Raw genomic sequence first — 21,632 nt, forward strand, 5'->3', positions numbered from 1 at the left:
TCCGGTGTCAAGGGACCGGCCCCGCCGGGCGTGTCCCCGCGGCGCGCCTGTTGGCCGGGGTAAACAGCATGCGCGGGGCGTTTTCCAGCCATCGCGCACGGGCTTGTGCGAAGATGTCGCGGTGCAGCGCAGATCATCATTCCGCCGCCATGGGATGGTGGCCGCGGGCGCGTGCCGCGGCGCTCAGTTCCGCCATCAGCGTGGAAGCACGGGCGATCGGGTTGGTCAGGTAGTGATCGGCCAGAGCATTCACGAGGCGGGCGCTGTCAGGCGCGGCCAGTGGCAGCGGGGCCCAATCGTTGTCTGGCACCGTGTCGATCTGCGCGAGATGCGGTACCTCGTCCACGAGCGCGCGGCGGAGTGCCGCCAGCGTGTCATAGGGCAACTGGTGGCCGAGCCGCGGCGACAGGGCGCGCAGGATCGCCCAGTTTTCCTTGGCATCGCCCGGCGGGAATCCGGCGCGCAACGCCAGTTGCGGCCGGCCTTCGGTGTTGACGAAAAGTCCCTGTTCCTCGGTCCACGCGGCGGCGGGCAGGATGATGTCCGCCCGATGCGCGCCCCGGTCGCCGTGGCTGCCCTGGTAGATCACCGTGGGTCCGGCGGGAATCTCCATCTCGTCCACGCCAAGGGCATAGACCACTTCGGCCCCGTCGAGCGCGGCATCGACGCCGCCTTCGGTCACGGCACCCGCATCCATCGCGCCCACGCGCCCCGCGGCGGTGTGCAGCACCAGCAGGCCCGAGCCCGAGCGTTCCGCCATGCGCATCGCCTGGCTCAGCACTGCCGGGCCATCGGGACGGGTCAGCGCGCCCTGCCCCACGATCACCAGCGTCTTCTTCGCACGCGTCTCTTCGCTGACCTCTTCCTCGGCCATCGACACGAGCGCATCCGGCCCTGCCCCCGCGTGGTAATAGCCATAAGTCAGATCCACGGCTTCCCCGATCACCGCAATCTCGGCACCTTGCAGCCATGCCTTGCGGATGCGCGCGTTCAGCACCGGTGCCTCGTCCCGCGGGTTCGTGCCCACGAGGAGGATCATGCGCGCGTCGTCGATATCCGCGATGGACGCCGTCCCGACATAGCCCGAGCGGTTGCCGGCAGGCAGCGCCGCGCCGTCGGTGCGGCACTCGACCTTGCCGCCCAGGCCTTCGACCAACTGCTTCAGCGCAAAGGCGGCCTCGGTCGGGACCAGATCGCCCACAAGCCCGGCGACGCGCTTGCCTGACATCGCTTCGGCGGTGGCCGACAATGCCTCCTCCCAGCTTGCGGGGCGCAGCTTGCCGTTCTCGCGGATATAGGGCCTGTCGAGCCGCTGGCGGCGCAGCCCGTCCCAGACGAAGCGCGACTTGTCGCCCAGCCATTCCTCGTTCACGCCGTCGTGGTTGCGCGGTAGAAAGCGCATGACCTCGCGCCCCTTGGTGTCCACGCGGATGTTGCTGCACAGCGCATCCATCACGTCGATGCTTTCGGTCTTGGTCAGTTCCCACGGCCGCGCGGTGAAGGCATAGGGTTTCGACACCAGCGCCCCCACCGGGCACAGGTCGATGATGTTGCCCTGCAGGTTGCTCGACAGCGTCTCGCCCAGGTACGACGTGATCTCGCTATCCTCGCCCCGGCCGGTCTGGCCCATCTGGCTGATCCCCGCGACCTCGGTCGTGAATCGCACACAGCGCGTGCAGGAAATGCAGCGGGTCATGTGGGTTTCCACGAGCGGCCCGAGATCGAGGTCCTCCGACGCCCGCTTCGGTTCGCGGTAGCGCGAGAAATCCACACCGTACGCCATCGCCTGGTCCTGCAGGTCGCACTCGCCGCCCTGGTCGCAGATCGGGCAATCGAGCGGGTGGTTGATGAGCAGGAACTCCATCACGCCCTCGCGGGCCTTCTTGACCATGGGCGAGTTGGTCTTGACCACAGGCGGCGCACCTTCGGGGCCGGGGCGCAGGTCGCGCACCTGCATGGCGCAGCTCGCCGCAGGTTTGGGCGGGCCGCCTACGACCTCCACGAGACACATCCGGCAGTTGCCCGCGATGGACAGCCGTTCGTGGTAGCAGAAGCGCGGGATCTCGATCCCCGCTTCCTCGCAGGCCTGGATCAGCGTCATCGCGGGATCGACCTCGATCTCGCGGTCGTCGATGATGATCTTGCGCAGGTCAGACATGGCCCTGTCCTTGTCTCTCTGCCGCGGGTACGGACCCCCGGCACGTGTGAAATTCTCAGCCCGCAGTCAGGAAGGCCCCGATCGCGCTGCCGCGGTCCATCTCGGCACGGGCGGCGGTGCAGGCCGTTGCGGGCGCATCCAGGTCCACCGCGTTCGCCGCCAGATAGGCCCGCGTGCGTGCCTCGATCGCGCCGGTGTCCAGCGTGTTCGGGAAGGCCGCGATATCGTCGGGGGTGAAGCCCTGGTCGCGCAGCGCGACGCCCAGATCGCGCGCCCCCGCCCCCATGGCGGACTGGTCCAGCGCCACGGACGGGCAAGCCCCCGCGAGCAGCCGTGCCACCTGCACGTTCGCCGCGTAATCGGCAAAGGCGGGCGGCGGGGCCATGCGCGGGGCGCAAGCCGCAACCGTCACCGCGATCGTTCCGACAAGCGCGACGCGCTTTGGCCACTTCATCACATCCATGGAATACCCACCCAGATCATCAGACCGTGGATGACGCCGACCGGAAAGAAGACCACCCCGATCACCAGCAGGATCCACGCCTGCACCTGTATGCAGATCACCACATGCGTGATCCAGGCCGCGGCGAACACGAGCGACGCGAGCATCCCGACCGTGCTGCTCAACAGTCCCACCAACGCGTTTATCAGTCCCAAGCGATATCCAATTCATTGCTCGTCGTATCCGTCATTCCGCCGCCACGGCGCTCAGGCGCCCGGTGCGCTTGGCCTTGATGCGGTCCTCGATCTCGTCGCGGAAGTTGCGGATCAGGCCCTGGATCGGCCAGGCCGCCGCATCGCCAAGCGCACAGATAGTGTGGCCTTCGACCTGCTTGGTCACGTCGAAGAGCATGTCGACTTCCTCGACCTCCGCCTCGCCGCGCACCAGCCGGTCCATGACGCGCATCATCCAGCCGGTGCCTTCGCGGCAGGGCGTGCACTGCCCGCAGCTTTCATGCTTGTAGAACTTGGACAGCCGCCAGATCGCCTTGATGATGTCCGTGTCCTTGTCCATCACGATCACCGCCGCGGTCCCGAGGCTCGATCCGACCTCCTTCAGCGCGTCGAAATCCATGATGGCGTCGCGGATCTTCTCGCCCCGCACGCACGGCACCGAGGACCCGCCCGGGATCACGGCCTTGAGGTTGTCCCAGCCGCCGCGCACGCCGCCGCAATGCTTGTCGATCAGTTCCTCGAACGGGATCGACATCGCCTCCTCGACGACGCAGGGGTTGTTGACGTGGCCCGACACCGCGAAGATCTTCGTGCCCGCGTTGTTCTGGCGTCCGAAGCCCGAGAACCAGTCCGGTCCGCGGCGCAGGATCGTCGGCACCACGGCGATGGATTCCACGTTATTCACCGTGGTCGGGCACCCGTAAAGCCCCGCGCCAGCCGGGAAGGGCGGCTTCATGCGGGGCATCCCCTTCTTGCCCTCGAGGCTTTCGATCAGCGCCGTCTCCTCGCCGCAGATATAGGCCCCTGCGCCATGCGCGAGATAAAGGTCGAAATCCCAGCCCGACCCGGCCGCGTTCTTGCCCAGAAGCCCCGCGTCATACGCCTCGTCGATGGCGGCCTGAAGCGCCTCTTTCTCGCGGATGTATTCGCCGCGGATGTAGATGTAGCTGGCATGGGCGCCCATCGCGAAGGATGCGATCAGGCAGCCCTCGATCAGCGTGTGCGGATCGTGGCGCATGATTTCCCGGTCCTTGCAGGTGCCCGGTTCGGATTCGTCCGCGTTCACCACGAGGTAATGGGGGCGCCCGTCGCTTTCCTTGGGCATGAAGGACCACTTGAGCCCGGTGGGGAAGCCCGCCCCGCCGCGCCCGCGCAGGCCCGACGCCTTCATCTGGTCCACGATCCAGTCGCGGCCCTTCTCGATAATATTCGCGGTGCCGTCCCAGTGCCCGCGCGCCTGTGCGCCGCGCAGGGACCGGTCCTTCATCCCGTAGAGATTCGTGAAGATACGGTCTTCGTCCTTGAGCATCACACTTTCCTCACTCTCCGCCATGCCCGGCGGACTGGCGCGCACGCCAAATCTGGAAGGTCACGACCAGCGCCCAGAAGAGCGCGGCCAGGGCCGCGAAATCGAACAGGAAGACGAAGCGCACGGGCCAGCCCATGGCCGCCCCCAGCGCTTGCGCCCCCAGCCACAGGATGGCGGTGCCCGCCATCACACCCGCGGCCAAACGCGCCTTGCGCGCGAGCATCGGGTCCTGCGCATGGGGACGCGCCGCCATCGCTCAGCCTTCCGCCGCCAGCGTCTTGGCCTGGCTGACCCAGTCGTCGCGGCTGACACGGCCCTTGAAACCGGTCAGGTTCTCGTCGACCCAGGCGACCTCGTCCTCAGTCCATGCGGCAATCTGGTCGAAATGATAGAATCCCATGGAATGGAGCAGTTCTTCCAGCTTGGGTCCTACACCCTTGATCTGCTTCAGATCGTCCGGTGACCCGTCGCGCGCCGCCGAAAGCGTGGCCGGCGCGGTGCCCACGGGGGCGGTGTCTTTGGCGGCGGATGCCGCCTTCGCTGCCGGCGCCTTGGAGCCTGCCGACGTGCCGGCCGCCTTTGCAGAGGTGGTCGACGGCGCGGATCTGGACGGGATGTTGCCGGGGCCGCGCGGCGGCTCCAGCGTGCCGCGCATCAGAAGCCACATGGCGACCGCCACCACCACGCCGACAGTACCGCCGATCGCAAGCGCGGCGACCAGTCCCTTGGCGAACACCACCATCATCAGCACCGTGGCCACCACGGCGACCATCGCCGCGAACATGGCCGTTTCCGCCAGTACCGCGCCTGCTTTCCGTTCGATCCGCATCGTCATTCTCCCTGTCCGTCGTTCTGCCTGGGGTTTCGTCCCCAGCGCAGTCTAACGTCCGCGCACCCGTCTGTCTTGCCCGTCCGCGTCGGCGCGTCACACATCCGCAGCCTGACGCCACGGTGCGCGCAGCGGCACTTCGGTCCCGTCGATCCTCTTGACGGTATCGCCCAGTTCCGTGGCCAGCCCGACCGACCCGTTCGACGGCATGTCCGGCTCCGGCATCTTCAGGCTGGTCAGACCCGATTTCGGCTCCGACGCGAAGCGCCCGGTCTGCGAGCCGGGCACCGGCGCCTCGCCAGCGGCCAAGCGGTCGAGCAGTGCCGCGAAACTGTCCGCTGTCAGGTCTTCGTAGTAGTCCTTGCCGATCTGGGCCATCGGCGCATTCGCGCAGGCACCGAGGCATTCGACTTCTTCCCAGCTGAACTTGCCGTCGGCGCTGAGCTGGTGCGGCTCCGGCGCGATCTTGTCGCGGCAGACCCCGATCAGATCCTCGGCCCCGCAGATCATGCAGGACGTGGTGCCGCAGACCTGAACATGGGCAACACTGCCAACGGGTTGCAGCTGGAACATGAAGTAGAATGTGGCGACCTCGAGCGCGCGCATGTAGGCCATGTCGAGCATGTCGGCCACGGCTTCGATCGCGGGGCGGGTCAGCCAGCCTTCCTGTTCCTGCGCGCGCCACAGTAGCGCGATGATCGCGCTGGCCTGGCGGCCCTTAGGATACTTGGTGATCTGCGCCTCGGCCCACGCCTGGTTCTCGGGCGTGAAGGCAAAGCTTTCGGGCTGGTCGGGATGCAGACGGCGCAGCATGTCACAGAACTCCGGTCGGGGCCGCGAGAAAGGCCAGCGCGCTCAACAAAAGCGCCCCAAGCCCTGCGGCCAGATGTTTCACGTACGGATGCCCCGCACGGGCATAGATCAGCGTGTCGCCAAGCCCCGGCACGGCCAGAATGGCGAAGGTCACGGCGATGATCGTCATGTCGCCCGACAGCGCCGCAACCGCGGCAAACAGCGCGAATGTGGCATAGCGGTTGACCATCACGCGCGGCAGCGCGTCCAGCCGGTGCGTCGCCTGCGCCAGCGCCCTTTCGGCTGGTGCCAAGGCGAAGACTGCCGCAATGTAGGCCGGGATCAGCGCCCCGACCCAGGCCAGCGTGATGATCGTCCCCTGCCCCATCTCAGCGGTCGATTTCCCCGAACACCACGTCCATGGTGCCGATGATTGCTGCAACGTCGGCCAACTGGTGTCCCTTGGCGACGTGATCCATGGCCTGCAGGTGCAGGAAGCCCGGCGCGCGCAGCTTGGCGCGATAGGGCCGGTTCGTGCCATCCGCCACGAGATAGACGCCGAATTCGCCCTTCGGGGCCTCCACCGCGGCATAGACCTCGCCCGCGGGAACGTGGAAGCCTTCGGTGTAGAGCTTGAAGTGATGGATCAGGGCTTCCATCGACGTCTTCATGTCGCCGCGTTTGGGCGGCGTGATCTTGCCGCGGGTCAGGATGTCGCCCGGCTCGTTGCGCAGCTTCTCGCAGGCCTGCTTGATGATCTTCGTGCTCTCGCGCATCTCGGCCATGCGGCACAGGTAGCGGTCGTAGCAATCGCCATTCTTGCCAACGGGGACCTGGAACGCGAACTCGTCGTAGCACTCGTAGGGCTGCGCGCGGCGCAGATCCCACGCCAGCCCGGAGCCGCGCACCATGACACCCGAGAAACCCCAGTCGAGAATGTCCTGTTCCGTCACTACGCCGATATCGGCGTTGCGCTGCTTGAAGATGCGGTTCTCCGTCAGCAGCCCGTCGATATCGTCGAGAACCGCCGGGAAATGGTCGGCCCATGCATCGATGTCGTCGATGAGCGCCGGCGGCAGGTCCTGGTGCACGCCGCCGGGCCGGAAATAGGCCGCGTGCAGCCGCGCACCGCAGGCCCGTTCGTAGAAGACCATCAGCTTCTCGCGCTCTTCGAAGCCCCAGAGCGGCGGGGTCAGCGCGCCCACATCCATCGCCTGCGTCGTCACGTTCAGAAGATGGCTGAGCACACGTCCGATTTCCGAGAACAGCACCCGGATGAGCGAGGCCCGCCGCGGTACTTCCACATTGGTCAGCCGTTCGATGGCCAAGCACCAGGCGTGTTCCTGGTTCATCGGCGCCACGTAATCCAGCCGGTCCAGGTAGGGCAGGTTCTGAAGGTAGGTGCGGCTTTCCATCAGCTTCTCGGTGCCGCGATGCAGCAGGCCGATATGCGGGTCGCAACGCTCCACGATCTCGCCGTCAAGTTCCAGCACGAGCCGAAGCACACCATGCGCAGCAGGGTGTTGCGGGCCGAAATTGATGTTGAAGTTCCGGATCTTCTGCTCACCCGTCAGGGCGTCGTCGAATTGCGTTCCGTCCATCATCTCGCCCTCTTTCAGTCCTCGACCCGTGCGGCCATGATCCACAGCAGCACGATCAGCCCCGGCAGAGCCACAGCGCAAAGTGCGAACCACGGGTTGATCCCGTATTGCGGCAACAGCTTGAACAGCGGCACGATCGTCAGCGCGCTCAGGACCAGGAACCACAACATGCTCATGCCGCACCCTCCGCTTCCAGCACCGGGGCCGCGCGGCGCGTGTCCACACGGGATTGGAAGCGCGCCCAGTCGACAACCGCACGCGCGTGCCGCCCTTCGGAAATCACGCCGTGATCGTCCCGCAACCGCACCTTGAACCACAGCTTGTTGTCCTCGATGGCGGTCACTTCGCTTTCAACCGTCACGGTCAGACCGGGGGGCGTGGGCGCGACATGGCCTACGTCCACGTGAATTCCAAGCGACCCTTCGCCATCGTCGAAATAGGGAGCGATCTGTTCGACGCAGGCCCATTCCATCAGTCCGACCATGTAGGCCGTGGCGAAGACCCGCGGCATGCCGTGCAGCACGCCCGCATCGGGGAACAGGTCGGACACGACCTCCCGCTCCGTCACCACGCGCGAAAAGCTCGCCGTGTCGCCGATATGCAGGCCGGGCTTCACTCAGGCGCCCTTCTTCTCGTCGCCGGGGAGGACGTATTGCGCCCCTTCCCATGGCGACAGGAAGTCGAACTGCCGATACTCCTGCACCAGCGACACCGGTTCATAGACCACGCGCTTGCGCGCCTCGTCATAGCGGACCTCGGTATAGCCCGTCGTCGGGAAATCCTTGCGCAGCGGATGGCCGCGGAACCCGTAATCGGTCAGCAGGCGGCGCAGATCCGGATGGCCGGAAAAGAGAATGCCGAACATGTCGAACACTTCCCGCTCGAACCAGTTGGCCGACTTGTGCACGGGGATCAGCGACGGAACCATGTCCTCGTCTCGCACCTCGACCCGGACACGGATGCGCTGGTTCTGGTACATCGACAGCAAATGGTAGACCACGTCGAAGCGCCGTTCACGGTCAGGGTAATCGACCCCCGTGATGTCCACCAACGTGGAGAACCGGCAGGTATCGTCCTCCTTGAGGAACGCGCAGAACGGCACGAGTGCCGCGAGCGTCACCGTCACGGTCAGTTCGCCGAACGCGATATCCGTTCCGAGAACGCAATCTGGCCGCGCGGTTTCGAGATGGGCGGCGAGGTCTTGGAGGGCTTCGGTCATCGTGGCTCCTTGGTCGGCCCCGCCTCAGCGCACCAGCGTGCCGGTGCGGCGGATCTTGCGTTGCAATTGCAGCAACCCGTACAGCAGCGCCTCGGCCGTGGGCGGGCAGCCGGGCACGTAGATGTCCACCGGCACGATCCGGTCGCAGCCGCGCACCACCGAATAGCTGTAGTGGTAATACCCACCGCCATTCGCGCAGGACCCCATAGAGATCACGTAGCGCGGTTCCGGCATCTGGTCATAGACCTTGCGCAGCGCAGGGGCCATCTTGTTGGTCAGCGTGCCCGCGACGATCATCACGTCAGACTGGCGCGGTGATGCGCGCGGCGCGATCCCGAAGCGTTCTGCATCGTAGCGCGGCATGGAGGTGTGCATCATCTCGACCGCGCAGCAGGCCAGCCCGAAGGTCATCCAGTGCAGCGACCCGGTGCGCGCCCAGTTGATGACATCCTCGGCCGAAGTGAGCAGGAAACCCTTGTCCTGCAACTCGCGGTTCAGCGCCTGCGTCGCCACCTCGGCGTCGGCGCCGGCGGTCGTGCTGCCATAGGGGGCGAGCGCGGACGGCTTCGACTTGATCCGGTCGCCCTGCGCGCCGTCACCCTGCACTTCGGTGACCAACGGGGTGTCTTCGTTCACTCCCATTCCAGCGCTCCCTTCTTCCATTCGTAGGCGAAACCGACGGTCAGAACCGCAAGAAACACCATCATCGACCAGAACCCGACCATCGACACGTCCTTGAACGCGACGGCCCAGGGGAACAGGAACGCCACCTCGAGATCGAAGATGATGAACAGGATCGACACGAGGTAGAATCGCACGTCGAACTTCATGCGTGCATCGTCGAAGGCGTTGAACCCACATTCATAGGCGGACAGCTTCTCCGGATCCGGGCTGCGCACGGCGATCACCACCGCGGCGAGGATCAGGACAAGCCCCAGTCCGATCGCAATGCCCAGAAAAACGAGGATCGGCAGGTATTCACGAAGCAGGTCATCCATGGGCATCGGCCTCCGGGTCGGGCGGTATTGGCGAGGATGTAACCCCCTGCCCCGAGGCGGTCAACCGGCTGCCAACCTGCATGAACTTGAATATGTGCGCGATATCAATGCGCTGAACAAAGTGGCCTGCCAAGCGCCGTAATGACGCAGCAATGCCCGAAGGCAGGATACGCCGCGCGCTTGTCCCGCAGCGTCGGCAACACCCGACTTGACCGGATATTACCTTGGGTCATGCTGACAGCGCAACCGGCCAGGAGACACTCCATGAACCCGCTCATCGGACTTGCCGTGAACTTGCTCCCCGATCTCGCCCGCCACCTGACCCGCGGCGCGAAGCCGGAAACCTCGGACCTGGTGGTGTCTGTGGTGCGCGACGTGCTCGGCACCGATGACCCGGAAGAGGCCGCCCGCCGCGCCGAAGATGCGCAACTGTCCGCGGAACTGCGCCTCAAGCTGGCCGAGATCGATCTTCAGGCCCGCGCACAAGAAGCCGCCGCGGAAGAAGCCCGCCGACGGGACGAACTGGCCGACCTGTCCGCGCGGCTGGATGCCGACGCAGCGCGGCGCGAGGCGGAGATACGGGAATTGACCGCCCGGATGGGCGACCAGCAGAACGCGCGCGGCATCTTCCGCGATCTCGCGGTCAAGGAAAGCGCCTATGCCCGCGGCCCGGTCCTCGTGTCGGGCGTGGTGACGGTGGGATTCTTCGCGACGCTGCTGGCGCTGATCTGGTTGATGACAATCGGCAAGGACCTGAGCACGAACTCGAACCTGATGCAGATCATCAACATCGCCATCGGTGCACTGACCGCGGGGTTCGCCACGGTCGTCAGCTTCTGGCTCGGCTCATCCGACGGGTCGCGGCGAAAGGACATGAACGCGATCCAGACCCAGACGGAGAACGCCGCGATCCAGCGCGAAGGCGTCGAATCCACCCGTCGCATCGTGGCCGACCAGACGCGCGAGACCGCCAAACTTCTGGAACAGGTCGCGCGCGCGCCGCAGGCCACGGCGACACCGCCGCCGGGACCGCAAAAGGATGCGCGCCAGTTCACCCGCTGCGTCGACCTGATCTTCCGGCACGAGGGTGGTTTCGTGGACGATCCCGCGGATCCGGGCGGCGCCACGAACATGGGTATCACCATCGGCACCCTCGCGGCCGTGCGCGGCACGCCGGTCAGCCGCGAGGATGTCGAGAACCTGACGCGGGACGAAGCCCGGCAGATCTATCGCGCGCATTACTGGAACGCGCTGGGGTGCGACAGCCTGCCGCCGGGGATCGACCTCGTCGTGTTCGACTTCGGCGTGAACGCGGGCGTGTCGCGGTCGGCGAAGCTTCTGCAAAAGCTGGTGCATGTGGAAGCGGATGGCGAGGTCGGGCCGATCACGGTCGGGGCCGCGCGCGCCATCGATCCGGTGCATATCGTGAACGCCTTCAGCGACGCGCGAATGGACCATTACCGCAGCCTGTCGACATGGGAGCGGTTCAGGAACGGCTGGACCCGGCGCACTGCCGAAGTTCGGGAGGCGGCGTTGAAGATGCTGCCCGGCTGAACCGGTTCCGCGCCGCCCCGCCAACGACGAAGGCCCCGTCCACAGGCGGGGCCTTTTGCTATTCCGCCGCGGCGGCGCCCGCCATGGCGCGCGACGGCGTTTCCAGTTCCGACCGCAGGATCCGCGCGATGGCCGCGCAGTCGTCCAGCGTGAAGGTCAGCGGCAGCCGCATGTCCAGCAGCCCCGCCAGCAGCGCATCGGTGCCCGCCAAGGGTAAGGGCGCGGCATAGCGCCAGTGATCGTAGCGCGAGGTGAAGGCCACGGGCCGATCCGCGCCGAACCATTTCAACTCCACGCCCCGCGCCGCACAACGCGCCACGAAACCGGCCACCCGGGCCGGTTCCGCATCGTCCATCACGAACTGGAAGGACGAACCCACGAAATCCTCCTCCGGCGGGCGGGCGATCAGCCGGATGCCCGGCGCACCGCGCAGACCATCCTCGATCACGCGATACCGTGCCGTCCAGGCCGCGCAATTGTCGTCCAGCGCCGCAAGCTGGGGGCGCAGGATCGCGGCGCGCAGGTGATCCATCCGCGCCGACATGTTGGGCATGTCCCACATCGGGCTCTCGAACGCCTCCGGCCCCGGCCCGGCGGGATGGCGCTGGTGCAGCATGTACGACCCCGACAGCACCGTCGCGCGCGCCATGATGTCCGCGTCGTCCGTGACGATCAGACCGCCCTCGCCCGAATTCATGTGCTTGTAGGTCTGGGTACTGTAGCAGCCCACCTGTCCATGGCGCCCCGACGGCACGCTGCGCCAGTGCGCGCCCATCGTGTGGGCGCAATCCTCGATCACCGTGACGCCCGCGGCGGCGCAGATCGCCATCAGGCGATCCATGTCGCAGACATGCCCGCGCATGTGCGACAACAGCAGCCACCGCGCCTGCCCCGCCTTCGCCGCCAGGTCGTCAAGATCGATGGTCAGGTCCGGGGCGGTGTCCACCAGCAGCGGCCGCGCGCCCACTGCCGCGATGGCCCCTGGCACCGGCGCCAGCGTGAAGGCGTTAGACAGCACCCCGTCGCCCGCCGCCACGCCTGCCGCCCGCAGCGCGATCTGCATGGCCTGCCCGCCCGACGCGACCGCAAGGCAGTAACGCGCGCCGACATATGCCGCGAATTCCCGTTCCAGCGCGCCGGTCTCGCCATCCTCGCCAGGCGTGAGGTTGTAGCGATGCAGCCGTCCCGATTGCAGCACCGCCAGCGCCGCGCGCTGCCCGGCTTCGGGGATCGGCGTCTGCTGGGTGAAACTGCCGTCGAACCGTTCCGTCATGATGCCACCCTTCCCTGCACCGGGCCCGCCGTCAAGCCGCGCCGCGCAGCGGCAGCAGCCCGCCCACGACGCCCGGCAGCGCCGCGTAGTCCGCCAGCACCGCCGCCGGTTCCAGCGCCGCCGCGCCGTCGGGTCCGAGCGGTCCGAAACTGACCAGCACGCAGGGCACGCCCGCGGCGCGCGCCGTGTCGCGGTCGGTCACCGTGTCGCCCACCAGCAGCGATTGCGCCGGGTCGCCCCCGGCGCGTTCCACCGAGGCCCGGAAGGGTGCCGGATCGGGTTTGCGCACGGCCAGCGTATCCGCACCGATCAACGCCCCGAACGCGCCCAGCACGCCCAGTCTGTCCAGCAGCACCCGCGCCAGCGCCTCGGGCTTGTTGGTGCAGATGGCGACGCGGTATCCCGCCGTCTTCAGCGCCTCGACGGCGTCCATCGTGCCGGGGTACAGCCGCGTGTGCACGTCGATGGCCGCGGCATAGACCTCGAGGAACCGCGCGTAATCCGCGTCGGCCCGCGAAGCGGCGTCACCAAGGCCGATCCGCCCATATCCCAGCCGCAGCATCGCCCGCCCGCCCGCGAAGGCCGTCAGCGCATCGCCCACGGGGTCCAGCACGTCGCCGTGTCCGTCACCGCGAAACACCGCGTTCGCCGCCGCGATCAGGTCCCCCGACGTGTCCGCCAGCGTCCCGTCGAGATCGAATACCACCGTCGCCACCGCGCACCTCCGCCCCATTTCCCAGCCGACATAGCCCGCAGCGCCCCTGTGCGAAACCGTCTTCTGGACATCGCGCGCGGTGTGGGCCACGTTCGCGCCACAAGGAGCCTGCCATGACCCCCAGACTGGTCGATCCCTTCGCCCGTCCCATCAGCTATCTGCGCGTTTCGGTCACCGACCGTTGCGATTTCCGCTGTGTCTACTGCATGGCCGAGAACATGACCTTCCTGCCGAAGAAGGAGCTGCTGACGCTTGAGGAACTCGACCGGCTCTGCACGGCCTTCGTCGGCATGGGTGTCGAGAAGCTCCGCATCACTGGCGGCGAGCCGCTGGTGCGGCGCGATATCATGACCTTTTTCCGGGGCATGTCGCGGCATCTCGACAGCGGGCGCTTGCGTGAACTGACGCTGACGACCAATGGCAGCCAGCTCGAGCGCTTCGCCCCCGATCTCGTGGCGGCAGGCGTGCGGCGGGTGAACGTGTCGCTCGATACGCTGGACGACGCGAAATTCGCCCGCGTCACCCGCTGGGGCCGGCTGCCGCAGGTCCTGCGCGGGATCGACGCGGCGCAGGCGGCGGGGCTGCGGGTGAAGATCAACACCGTGGCGCTCAAGGGCTTTAACGAGGACGAGTTGTTCACGCTCGTGGACTGGTGTGCGGCGCGCGACATGGACCTCACCTTCATCGAGGTGATGCCGATGGGCGATCTTGGGGGGGAGGACCGGCTTGACCAGTACTGGCCCCTGTCGGATCTGCGCGCGCGGCTGGCCGAACGGCACCCGATGACCGACCTCGCCGAACGCACGGGCGGACCGGCGCGGTATGTCCGGTTGGAAGACACGGGTCAGAAGATCGGCTTCATCACGCCGCTGACCCACAATTTCTGCGAAAGCTGCAACCGCGTGCGGCTGACCTGCACGGGCGAACTCTTCATGTGCCTCGGGCAGGAGGACTTGGCCGACCTGCGCGCGCCGCTGCGCGCGCACCCGGACGACGACGCCCCCTTGACGGCGGCGATACGTGCCGCCATCGCGCGCAAGCCCAAGGGGCACGATTTCGACTATACGCGCCAGCGCGCCGATGGCCAGATGTCCCGCCACATGAGCCACACCGGCGGCTGACACGTCCCCATTCTTCTGTCCAGAAATATCCCCGCTGGAGGCCCGCTCCCGCGGATGCGGGGGCAAGCATCGCGTGCGCCGCAGGCGCGCAAAGTGGTTCCGCGCCCCCGGCGCGGGCGCGGGCGCTCACGCGGGCGGTGCGAACACCGCCATCACGTCGATCATCACCGGCTCGAAACTCCGGCACAGCGCGTTGATGCGCCGGTTGCGGTCCCGCATCTCGTCGCTGCGCAGCATCGCCTGGAAATCCTCGCGCCGCTGCCACTGGCTGTAGTTGGCGATCCGCGTCTGCGCGTCGTTCACATGCAGCGCCGCCCCGACGAATCCCGGCTGGAGGCGGATGAAATCGGCATAGGCCGCCTGCAATTCGTCCATCAGGTCCTGGCATGTTCCGGGCGTGACGTCGAAGGTGGTCAGCACCGTCTGGTGCGCGGGATTGGCTGTGATCTGCATCGTGGCTCCTCCTCGTGCGAACCTGCGCGCCGCGCCTGTTCCGGTCAAGCACCGCCGCCCGCGGCGACACAGACTTAACCGTTCCTTAACGCCGCCGCGCGCAGGCTTCCCGCTGCAGGAGGTGGAATGCGGATCTGGCTGCTGGCGATCTGGATGGCGATTTCGGCCGCCGCCGCGGCGCAGGGGTCGGCCTGGCCGCGCAGTCCCGGCAGCGGTTTCATCGCCGCCGGTTTCGAGGCCGTCACCACCCGCGACGCCCTTGGCCCAGACGGCATCGAACAGGATCCGAGCCCCGATTTCACCGGCTACCGCACGCTCTATGCCGAGATCGGGGTCACGCCGCGGCTGACCTTCGGGATCGATTTCGGGGCGGACGATCCGGGCGGCGGGAAATGGGTCGGCGGTCAGATGGCGTCGCAGATGGGGTATCCCTCGGCCGACAGCCCGCAGGACATTTACGACTGGCCGCAGATTTCGGGCTGGACCGGCGTCGCCTTCGCCCGCGTGGCGGTCGGACCGCTCGACGCCCGGCACCGGTTCGCACTCAGCCTCGGCGTGGGCGCGCGGCGCTACGAGAAGCCGGGGCTGTACTACGGGCTGGAGGAGCGGGTGGAGGAGCCGGTGCTGCGCGCGGGCGCGGCCTGGGGCGCCGGTTTCGACGGCCCTTTCCTGCCGGGATGGGCAAGCCTCGCCGCGTCGGTGGACTGGCGGCAGGATAGCGGGGGCGTGGTGCGCAAGCTCGATGCGACACTGGGGTTCAAGCCTGAAGGGCGCTGGACCTACATCCTCCAGGTCCAGGGCGGCGATTATCCGGACGCCCCTACCTATGCGAAGCTCGCGCCCGGGGTCGTCACGCGGCTGATCGGCGGGCTTTCGCTGGAAACCGGCCTGATCTGGGGTTTCCACGGCACGGACGAGGTGGGCTTGCGCACCGCGCTGTGGTTCGAATGGTAAGTTGCCGGGTCAGGCCCCGCGCACCCCTGCGCGTCGACGGGCATGGCGGGCCGGCGCCGCGCGCGCCCTTGGCGCCGGTTTCGCGCGACCGGCTCCGGCCCGCGACCTGCCGCGCCGGGCTTGACCCGGCGCCTCCCCCTCAGGCCAGTTGCGCCTTGCGTTCGATGCGCCGCGCGTGCAGCACCGGTTCGGTATAGCCCGACGGCTGGGCCGCGCCTTCGAACACGAGATCGCAAGCGGCCTTGAAGGCCACACCGTCGAAGCCGGGCGCCATGGGCACATAAGCCGGGTCGCCCGCGTTCTGGCGATCCACCACCTCGGCCATCTTCTGCATGATCGCCATGACCTCGTCCCGGCCGACCACGCCGTGATGCAGCCAGTTGGCGATATGCTGGGCCGAGATGCGGCAGGTCGCGCGGTCCTCCATAAGCCCCACGTCGTTGATGTCCGGCACCTTGGAACAGCCGACCCCGGCGTCGATCCAGCGCACCACGTAGCCGAGGATGCCCTGCGCGTTGTTCTCGACCTCGCGGCGGATCTGGTCCCCGGTCCATTTGCGGAAGCTCGCCGTGGGGATGTCCAGCAGCCCGTCCACATGGGCGCGCCGTCCGCCCGCGCGCAGTGCCTTCTGCACGGCGAACACGTCGACCCTGTGATAATGCAGCGCATGCAGCGTCGCCGCCGTGGGGCTGGGCACCCAGGCGCAGTTCGCCCCCGCCTTGGGATGTTCGATCTTGCTCTCGATCATCGCGGCCATCTTGTCCGGCATGGCCCACATGCCCTTGCCGATCTGCGCGCGGCCCGACAGGCCGCATTCCAGACCGATATCGACGTTGCGATTCTCGTAGGCGGTGATCCAGCCCTTGCGCTTGATGAAATCCTTGCGCGAAAACGGCCCCGCCTCCATCGAGGTGTGGATCTCGTCACCCGTCCGGTCGAGGAAGCCGGTATTGATGAAGCATACCCGATGCCGCGCCGCGCGGATGCATTCCTTGAGGTTGACGCTCGTTCGCCGTTCCTCGTCCATGATACCCAGCTTGACGGTGCATTCGGGCAGGCCGAGCACCCGTTCAACATGGGCGAACACGTTACCGGCAAAGGCGACCTCGTCCGGGCCGTGCATCTTGGGCTTCACGACATAGACGGACCCCGCGACCGAGTTGCGCGGCCCTTCCGTCTTGGCCAGGTCGTGCTTCGCGATCAGCGCCGTGACCATCGCGTCCATCAGACCTTCGAAGACCTCGGTGCCGTCGGGCAGCAGGATCGCGGGGTTGCGCATCAGGTGGCCCACGTTGCGCACCAGCATCAGCGCGCGGCCCTTGACCGACACGCTGCCACCGCCCGGCGCGGTGTAGTCCCGGTCCGGGTTCAGTGCGCGGGTGATCGTCTTGCCGCCCTTCTGCACCTCCGCCGTCAGGTCGCCCTTCATCAGGCCGAGCCAGTTGGCATAGGCAGCCACCTTGTCCGCGGCATCGACGCAGGCGACGCTGTCCTCGCAATCCATGATCGCGGAAATCGCGCTTTCCAGCCGCACATCGGCCAGCCCGCACTGGTCGCGGCTGCCGATCGGGTGGGTGCGGTCGAACACCAGTTCCACATGCAGGTTGTTGTTGCGCAGGAGCACCGCGTCGGGCGCACGCGGATGGCCCCGGTAGCCGATGAACTTGTCCGGGTCGGCCAGCGGCATGTCGTCCACCAGAAGCGCGCCGTCATGAACGTGATAGCGCCGCGCATCCGCGTGGCTCGTGCCCTTCAGCGGGAACGCCTCGTCGAGGAAGACACGCACGCGTGCCACGACGCGCGCGCCGCGGCCCCGGTCATAACCCCCGGCGGGCGGTACGCTGCCCATGGCATCGGTGCCGTAGAGCCCGTCGTAAAGGCTTCCCCAGCGGGCATTCGCCGCATTCAGCGCATAGCGCGCATTGGTGATCGGCACGACAAGCTGCGGCCCCGGCACGGTGGCGATCTCCGGGTCCACGTTCGCGGTGTCGATTTCGAATGCATCGCCTTCGGGCCGCAGGTACCCGATTTCGTACAGGAACGCCTTGTAGGCCTCGTGGTCATGGGGCTGGTTGCGGTGCCGCTTGTGCCAGTCGTCGATCTTCGACTGAAGGTCGTCGCGGATGGCCAGAAGCTCGGCGTTGCGCGGCCCGAAGTCGCGCACCAGCGCCGCGAACCCGTCCCAGAACGCGCGCGCCGCGATGCCTGTCCCGGGCAACGCGCGGTTCTCGATGAAATCGCACAGGCTTGTTGCGACGGCCAGTCCCGCGCGCTCCACCCGGTCTGTCTGCACGGCCATGTCGGTATCCCCCAGTATACAACCTTGGCGCGGTAGCTATCCCTGCGCCCGCCCGGGATCAAGCCGCGGCGCGCGGGCGGTCAATTGAAATCGCGGAACATGCGGGTGGCGCTGAACATCGATTCAAGCTCCTCGATCCGCGTCCGGCCCGCATCGCCGCGGCGGGTCTGGACCTCGGCGATCAGGCTTTCGATGACCAGCATCAGCGAAATGGTGCTGTCCCAGCTCGACGGCGCCTCCACCATGCCGTGGAAGCTGACATCGGCCATCTGACCGATGGGCGACCCCCACTGGTCCGTGAACAGCACGATGGTGCAGCCGCGGTCGCGTGCCAGCCGCGCCAGTTTCAAGAGATCGCTTTCATACCGCCGGATGTCGAACAGCACGAGCACCGAGGCCGTGTTCATGTCGAGCAGGTATTGGGGCCACACCCCCGGCGACCGGCCCATGGCCGTGACACCGGGGCGGATGATCTGGAGATGGTTGAACAGGTAGTCGGCGTTCGACCGGGTGATCCGTCCGCCCTCGATGAAGATCGCCCGGTCCGTATCGGCCAGCATCTCGGCCACCCGGTCGAAATCCGCCTGCTCGATCCGTGCAAGCGTCCCGTGCAGGTTGCGGAAAACCGCCGCCGCGAAGCGATAGAGCTTGTGCGCCGCCTCGTCCTCCGGCGGGATGTCGTCGAGCTTGGACATCGGCTTCTTGATCTGGGCGGAGATCTCGGCGCGCAGGGCTTCCTGCAGCGCGGTGAACCCGTCGAATCCCAGCTTGCGAGCCATCCGCACCACGGTCGGCGTGGACACCTGCGCCGCCGCGGCCAGTTCCGTGATGGATTGCAGGCCCGCAATGGGGTAATCCTGCATCAGAACGCTGGCCAGATGCCGCTCTGACAGGGTCAGACGGGGCATCTGATCCTGCATGAGCGCCTTGACCGTCTCTCCCTTGATGCTCACGCAAATGCCTTTTCCGAATGCAGTCGCCGCAAACTATGTCCACGGCGAAATGGCGTCTACGAAAATTTCTTGACAGAAATCGATGCGATGTAGTGATCTCTACACATGCACAACGACATCCCCGGCACGCAGGATTTCGGACGGCCCGTCGAAACGATCGACCGCGGCGGTGCGGGCGGCATGGTGCTGGTCTGCGAACATGCCAGTTGCACGATCCCGGCAGCACTTGGCGATCTTGGACTGACCGAGGCCGCGGCGCGGTCCCACGCGGCCTGGGATATCGGTGCCCTTGCGCTGGCCCGCGGACTGTCGGAGGCCTTTGCCGCCCCGCTCGTGGCGGCGCGCCTGTCCCGGCTGGTGCTGGACTGCAACCGCCCGCCCGACGCGCCGGACGCGATTCCGGCCCAAAGCGAGGTGTTCGAGGTGCCCGGAAATGCGGACCTGTCCGCCGCAGGGCGCGCGACGCGGGTGGCACAGGTCTACGACCCGTTCCACGCGGCCGTCGCGGCGGCCTGCGACCGGCTGGCCGCGCGCACGCCTGCCCCGGTGCTGGTGACGGTGCACAGCTTCACGCCCGTCTATCGCGGCACGCCGCGATCCGTGCAGCTTGGCCTGCTGCATGGGCAGGACGACCGGCTGGCGCGCGCGATGCTGGAGCGGGCGTCGGAAACGGGCTGGCAATCGGCGCTCAATCAGCCTTACGGTCCGGCGGACGGCGTGCTGCACACGATAGACCGGCACGCGACGGCACGGGGATGGGTGAACGTGATGATCGAATTGCGTAACGACCTGATCGACACGCCGGAAGGGATCGCCGCCGCCCTGCCCCGGCTGACGCGGGTCTTGCGGGCGGGGCTGGTCGATCTGGGGATCGACGCCGGGGGTGGATCGTGACCGGGGCGCTGCGTGGCTTCGTGCGGGTGGTGGACGGGTTCAACAACCGCGTCGGGCGTGTGGTGATGTTCGGCATCTTCGTCATCATGGGGATCCTTCTGTGGTCCACCATGTCCAAGGCCTTCTTCACCCCGGCGCTCTGGACACTGGAGATGGCGCAGTTCGCCATGGTCGCCTATTTCATGCTGGGCGGCCCCTACTCCATGCAGATGGGATCGCACGTGCGCATGGATCTGCTTTATGGCGAATGGTCCGCGCGGCGAAAGGCGCAGGTGGACGCGATCACGGTGCTGATCCTGATCGCGTATCTCGGCATCCTTCTGTGGGGCGGGATCGAGAGCCTTCAGTATTCGTTCATGTATGGCGGCGAGCGCTCCTCATCCCCGTGGCGGCCCTACATGTGGCCGATCAAGTCCATCATGGTCGCGGCCATCGTGCTGATGCTGCTGCAGGCGCTGTCGGAACTGGCCAAGGACATCCTGCGTCTGAAGGGTGAGACCGCGTGATGTCCTATGAACTGATCGCGGCGCTGATGTTCTCGACCATGATGCTGATGCTGCTGACCGGCCAGCGGGTGTTCGGCGCCATCGGCTTCGTCGCGGTGATCGCGGCAGTGCTGCTGTGGGGCGACCGGGGCGGATACGACATCGGGTTCTCGGCGGCGATCAAGGTGATGCGCTGGTATCCGCTGCTGACCCTGCCGATGTTCATCTTCATGGGCTACATCCTGAGCGAGTCGCGCATCGCCGACGACCTTTACCGCATGTTCCATGTCTGGATGGGGGGGCTGCGCGGCGGTCTGGCGGTGGGCACGATCGGGCTGATGGTGCTGGTGTCGGCCATGAACGGGCTGTCGGTCGCGGGCATGGCCATCGGCGCGACCATCGCGCTGCCGGAGCTTCTGAAACGCGGCTACGACAAGCGGATGGTGACAGGTGTGATCCAGGCGGGATCGTCGCTCGGCATCCTCGTGCCGCCTTCGGTCGTTCTGGTGCTGTACGCCATGATCGCGCGCCAGCCCGTGGGGCAGTTGTGGCTGGCGGGCGTGGTGCCCGGCCTGATGATGGCGACGCTGTTCATCATCTATATCGTGATCCGCTGCCGCATGAACCCGGTGCTCGGCCCCGTCCTGCCCGCCGCCGAACGCGATGTTGGCCGGGCCGAAAAACTGCGCCTGCTGCGCGCGGGGCTTCTGCCGGTGGGCATCTTCGCCACCATGATGGTGCCCTTCGTGAACGGCTGGACCAGCCTTGTCGAAAGCTCGGCCATCGGCGCCATCGCCGCCTTCCTTGCCGCCGTGGCCAAAGGGCGCATGACATGGACGGTGTTCGAAACGAGCGTGCGCCAGACCTTGGGCATCACCTGCATGTTCATGTGGATCATCCTTGCGGCACTGGCCTTCGGCGCGGTCTTCGACGGGCTGGGCGCGGTCAAGGCCATCGACACGCTGTTCACCGAACGGCTGGGGCTGAACCCGTGGATGATCCTCATCCTGATGCAGCTGTCCTTCATCCTGATGGGCACGTTTCTGGACGACACGGCGATGCTGGTGATCGTCGCCCCCTTGTATGTGCCGCTGGTGGGTGCGCTGGGGTTCGACCTGATCTGGTATGGCATCCTCTACACGATCACCTGCCAGATCGCCTACATGACGCCACCCTTCGGGTATAACCTGTTCCTGATGCGCGCCATGGCCCCGCCAGAGATCACGCTGCGCGACATCTATGGCTCGATCACGCCTTTCGTGCTGGTCATGGTATTGGCGCTGGTGCTGGTCATGGTCTTCCCGCAGATCGCGCTTTGGCTGCCCGGATACGTCTATGGAAACTGATACC

General features: G+C 66.9%; 24 protein-coding genes and 1 pseudogene. 6 read left to right on the forward strand and 19 right to left on the reverse strand.

What is annotated here, in order from left to right; genetic code table 11:
* Positions 1–136: 136 nt before the first annotated feature.
* The 14 genes and pseudogenes from nuoG to DDE13_RS06325 form a co-directional block, all read right to left on the reverse strand.
* The gene (gene nuoG, locus DDE13_RS06265; RefSeq protein WP_111402564.1) at positions 137–2,158 is read right to left on the reverse strand and encodes an NADH-quinone oxidoreductase subunit NuoG; all 2,022 of its coding nucleotides are present in this window, start codon (positions 2,156–2,158) and stop codon (positions 137–139) included.
* 55 nt (positions 2,159–2,213) lie between these two features.
* Positions 2,214–2,621 carry a DUF5333 family protein gene (locus DDE13_RS06270; RefSeq protein ID WP_111402566.1) on the reverse strand — a complete coding sequence of 136 codons (408 nt, stop codon included), beginning with the start codon at positions 2,619–2,621 and terminating at the stop codon, positions 2,214–2,216.
* Positions 2,612–2,815, reverse strand: a complete 204-nt coding sequence (locus tag DDE13_RS06275) for a hypothetical protein (RefSeq protein ID WP_222626040.1) — start codon at positions 2,813–2,815, stop codon at positions 2,612–2,614. Before DDE13_RS06275 ends, DDE13_RS06270 begins: the two co-directional genes overlap by 10 nt.
* Positions 2,816–2,846: 31 nt before the next feature.
* Positions 2,847–4,142, reverse strand: a complete 1,296-nt coding sequence (nuoF, locus tag DDE13_RS06280; protein ID WP_111402570.1) for an NADH-quinone oxidoreductase subunit NuoF — start codon at positions 4,140–4,142, stop codon at positions 2,847–2,849.
* A gap of 10 nt (positions 4,143–4,152) precedes the next feature.
* Entirely contained in the window at positions 4,153–4,395 is a 243-nt protein-coding gene (locus DDE13_RS06285) for a DUF5337 domain-containing protein (RefSeq protein ID WP_111402572.1), read from the reverse strand.
* Positions 4,396–4,398: 3 nt separating this feature from the next.
* Positions 4,399–4,977 carry an NADH:ubiquinone oxidoreductase gene (locus DDE13_RS23795; RefSeq protein ID WP_394340287.1) on the reverse strand — a complete coding sequence of 193 codons (579 nt, stop codon included), beginning with the start codon at positions 4,975–4,977 and terminating at the stop codon, positions 4,399–4,401.
* 108 nt (positions 4,978–5,085) lie between these two features.
* Positions 5,086–5,784 (reverse strand): annotated as a pseudogene (gene nuoE, locus DDE13_RS06295) (NADH-quinone oxidoreductase subunit NuoE); the annotation flags it as partial.
* Between the two features lies 1 nt (position 5,785).
* Entirely contained in the window at positions 5,786–6,151 is a 366-nt protein-coding gene (locus DDE13_RS06300) for a hypothetical protein (RefSeq protein ID WP_111402574.1), read from the reverse strand.
* Position 6,152: 1 nt separating this feature from the next.
* A complete protein-coding gene (locus tag DDE13_RS06305; protein WP_111402630.1) occupies positions 6,153–7,364 on the reverse strand; it encodes an NADH-quinone oxidoreductase subunit D in 1,212 nt (403 codons plus the stop codon).
* A 14-nt stretch (positions 7,365–7,378) separates the two neighbouring features.
* The gene (locus tag DDE13_RS22785; RefSeq protein ID WP_162630882.1) at positions 7,379–7,540 is read right to left on the reverse strand and encodes a hypothetical protein; all 162 of its coding nucleotides are present in this window, start codon (positions 7,538–7,540) and stop codon (positions 7,379–7,381) included.
* A complete protein-coding gene (locus DDE13_RS06310; RefSeq protein ID WP_235868612.1) occupies positions 7,537–7,980 on the reverse strand; it encodes a thioesterase family protein in 444 nt (147 codons plus the stop codon). The genes DDE13_RS22785 and DDE13_RS06310 overlap by 4 nt, the downstream gene beginning before the upstream one ends.
* Positions 7,981–8,583 carry an NADH-quinone oxidoreductase subunit C gene (locus DDE13_RS06315; RefSeq protein WP_111402576.1) on the reverse strand — a complete coding sequence of 201 codons (603 nt, stop codon included), beginning with the start codon at positions 8,581–8,583 and terminating at the stop codon, positions 7,981–7,983.
* A gap of 24 nt (positions 8,584–8,607) precedes the next feature.
* Positions 8,608–9,225, reverse strand: coding sequence for a NuoB/complex I 20 kDa subunit family protein (locus tag DDE13_RS06320; RefSeq protein WP_235868613.1), 618 nt, complete (start codon positions 9,223–9,225; stop codon positions 8,608–8,610).
* Positions 9,216–9,581: an NADH-quinone oxidoreductase subunit A gene (locus DDE13_RS06325; RefSeq protein WP_111402578.1), complete on the reverse strand. Its 366-nt coding sequence runs from the start codon at positions 9,579–9,581 to the stop codon at positions 9,216–9,218. Before DDE13_RS06325 ends, DDE13_RS06320 begins: the two co-directional genes overlap by 10 nt.
* 264 nt (positions 9,582–9,845) lie before the next feature.
* Between DDE13_RS06325 and DDE13_RS06330 the strand changes: the two genes are divergently transcribed.
* On the forward strand, positions 9,846–11,135 hold the full coding sequence (locus DDE13_RS06330) for a glycoside hydrolase family 108 protein (RefSeq protein WP_162630883.1): 1,290 nt from the start codon (positions 9,846–9,848) through the stop codon (positions 11,133–11,135).
* Between the two features lie 58 nt (positions 11,136–11,193).
* Here the strand turns inward: DDE13_RS06330 and DDE13_RS06335 are convergent, their stop codons facing one another.
* On the reverse strand, positions 11,194–12,408 hold the full coding sequence (locus tag DDE13_RS06335) for a DegT/DnrJ/EryC1/StrS family aminotransferase (protein WP_111402582.1): 1,215 nt from the start codon (positions 12,406–12,408) through the stop codon (positions 11,194–11,196).
* A gap of 31 nt (positions 12,409–12,439) precedes the next feature.
* A complete protein-coding gene (locus DDE13_RS06340; protein ID WP_111402584.1) occupies positions 12,440–13,123 on the reverse strand; it encodes an HAD-IA family hydrolase in 684 nt (227 codons plus the stop codon).
* Positions 13,124–13,236: 113 nt separating this feature from the next.
* Here DDE13_RS06340 and moaA point away from each other — a divergent pair, with 113 nt between their 5' ends.
* Positions 13,237–14,244, forward strand: coding sequence for a GTP 3',8-cyclase MoaA (moaA, locus tag DDE13_RS06345; protein WP_111402586.1), 1,008 nt, complete (start codon positions 13,237–13,239; stop codon positions 14,242–14,244).
* Positions 14,245–14,370: 126 nt separating this feature from the next.
* Here the strand turns inward: moaA and DDE13_RS06350 are convergent, their stop codons facing one another.
* On the reverse strand, positions 14,371–14,697 hold the full coding sequence (locus DDE13_RS06350) for an antibiotic biosynthesis monooxygenase family protein (protein WP_111402588.1): 327 nt from the start codon (positions 14,695–14,697) through the stop codon (positions 14,371–14,373).
* A 126-nt stretch (positions 14,698–14,823) separates the two neighbouring features.
* On the opposite strand from DDE13_RS06350, the gene DDE13_RS06355 reads away from it, so the two are divergent.
* Positions 14,824–15,651: a hypothetical protein gene (locus DDE13_RS06355; RefSeq protein WP_111402590.1), complete on the forward strand. Its 828-nt coding sequence runs from the start codon at positions 14,824–14,826 to the stop codon at positions 15,649–15,651.
* A gap of 139 nt (positions 15,652–15,790) precedes the next feature.
* On the opposite strand, the gene DDE13_RS06360 is transcribed toward DDE13_RS06355, so the two are convergent.
* Together DDE13_RS06360 and DDE13_RS06365 are read right to left on the reverse strand one after the other, a co-directional pair.
* Entirely contained in the window at positions 15,791–17,950 is a 2,160-nt protein-coding gene (locus tag DDE13_RS06360) for a malate synthase G (RefSeq protein ID WP_111402592.1), read from the reverse strand.
* Positions 17,951–18,030: 80 nt separating this feature from the next.
* Complete coding sequence (locus DDE13_RS06365) at positions 18,031–18,903, reverse strand: MurR/RpiR family transcriptional regulator (RefSeq protein WP_235868614.1); 873 nt, start codon at positions 18,901–18,903, stop codon at positions 18,031–18,033.
* A 105-nt stretch (positions 18,904–19,008) separates the two neighbouring features.
* Here DDE13_RS06365 and DDE13_RS06370 point away from each other — a divergent pair, with 105 nt between their 5' ends.
* The 3 genes from DDE13_RS06370 to DDE13_RS06380 are packed head-to-tail and all read left to right on the forward strand — an operon-like array spanning position 19,009 to position 21,628.
* Positions 19,009–19,797, forward strand: a complete 789-nt coding sequence (locus DDE13_RS06370) for an N-formylglutamate amidohydrolase (RefSeq protein ID WP_111402594.1) — start codon at positions 19,009–19,011, stop codon at positions 19,795–19,797.
* Entirely contained in the window at positions 19,794–20,303 is a 510-nt protein-coding gene (locus tag DDE13_RS06375) for a TRAP transporter small permease subunit (protein ID WP_111402596.1), read from the forward strand. The genes DDE13_RS06370 and DDE13_RS06375 overlap by 4 nt, the downstream gene beginning before the upstream one ends.
* Positions 20,303–21,628 carry a TRAP transporter large permease gene (locus DDE13_RS06380; RefSeq protein ID WP_111402598.1) on the forward strand — a complete coding sequence of 442 codons (1,326 nt, stop codon included), beginning with the start codon at positions 20,303–20,305 and terminating at the stop codon, positions 21,626–21,628. Before DDE13_RS06375 ends, DDE13_RS06380 begins: the two co-directional genes overlap by 1 nt.
* Positions 21,629–21,632: the final 4 nt, after the last annotated feature.

The organism is Meridianimarinicoccus zhengii, assembly GCF_003254465.1.
In the GTDB taxonomy this organism is placed as follows: domain Bacteria; phylum Pseudomonadota; class Alphaproteobacteria; order Rhodobacterales; family Rhodobacteraceae; genus Meridianimarinicoccus; species Meridianimarinicoccus zhengii.

Coding starts and splice junctions, on each gene's coding strand:
- nuoG (WP_111402564.1), bottom strand. CDS start 2,158: ATGTCTGACCTGCGCAAGATCATCATCGACGACCGCGAGATCGAGGTC.
- DDE13_RS06270 (WP_111402566.1), bottom strand. CDS start 2,621: ATGGATGTGATGAAGTGGCCAAAGCGCGTCGCGCTTGTCGGAACGATC.
- nuoF (WP_111402570.1), bottom strand. CDS start 4,142: ATGCTCAAGGACGAAGACCGTATCTTCACGAATCTCTACGGGATGAAG.
- DDE13_RS06285 (WP_111402572.1), bottom strand. CDS start 4,395: ATGGCGGCGCGTCCCCATGCGCAGGACCCGATGCTCGCGCGCAAGGCG.
- DDE13_RS23795 (WP_394340287.1), bottom strand. CDS start 4,977: ATGACGATGCGGATCGAACGGAAAGCAGGCGCGGTACTGGCGGAAACG.
- DDE13_RS06300 (WP_111402574.1), bottom strand. CDS start 6,151: ATGGGGCAGGGGACGATCATCACGCTGGCCTGGGTCGGGGCGCTGATC.
- DDE13_RS06305 (WP_111402630.1), bottom strand. CDS start 7,364: ATGGACGGAACGCAATTCGACGACGCCCTGACGGGTGAGCAGAAGATC.
- DDE13_RS22785 (WP_162630882.1), bottom strand. CDS start 7,540: ATGAGCATGTTGTGGTTCCTGGTCCTGAGCGCGCTGACGATCGTGCCG.
- DDE13_RS06315 (WP_111402576.1), bottom strand. CDS start 8,583: ATGACCGAAGCCCTCCAAGACCTCGCCGCCCATCTCGAAACCGCGCGG.
- DDE13_RS06320 (WP_235868613.1), bottom strand. CDS start 9,225: ATGGGAGTGAACGAAGACACCCCGTTGGTCACCGAAGTGCAGGGTGAC.
- DDE13_RS06325 (WP_111402578.1), bottom strand. CDS start 9,581: ATGGATGACCTGCTTCGTGAATACCTGCCGATCCTCGTTTTTCTGGGC.
- DDE13_RS06330 (WP_162630883.1), top strand. CDS start 9,846: ATGAACCCGCTCATCGGACTTGCCGTGAACTTGCTCCCCGATCTCGCC.
- DDE13_RS06335 (WP_111402582.1), bottom strand. CDS start 12,408: ATGACGGAACGGTTCGACGGCAGTTTCACCCAGCAGACGCCGATCCCC.
- moaA (WP_111402586.1), top strand. CDS start 13,237: ATGACCCCCAGACTGGTCGATCCCTTCGCCCGTCCCATCAGCTATCTG.
- DDE13_RS06350 (WP_111402588.1), bottom strand. CDS start 14,697: ATGCAGATCACAGCCAATCCCGCGCACCAGACGGTGCTGACCACCTTC.
- DDE13_RS06355 (WP_111402590.1), top strand. CDS start 14,824: ATGCGGATCTGGCTGCTGGCGATCTGGATGGCGATTTCGGCCGCCGCC.
- DDE13_RS06360 (WP_111402592.1), bottom strand. CDS start 17,950: ATGGCCGTGCAGACAGACCGGGTGGAGCGCGCGGGACTGGCCGTCGCA.
- DDE13_RS06370 (WP_111402594.1), top strand. CDS start 19,009: ATGCACAACGACATCCCCGGCACGCAGGATTTCGGACGGCCCGTCGAA.
- DDE13_RS06380 (WP_111402598.1), top strand. CDS start 20,303: ATGTCCTATGAACTGATCGCGGCGCTGATGTTCTCGACCATGATGCTG.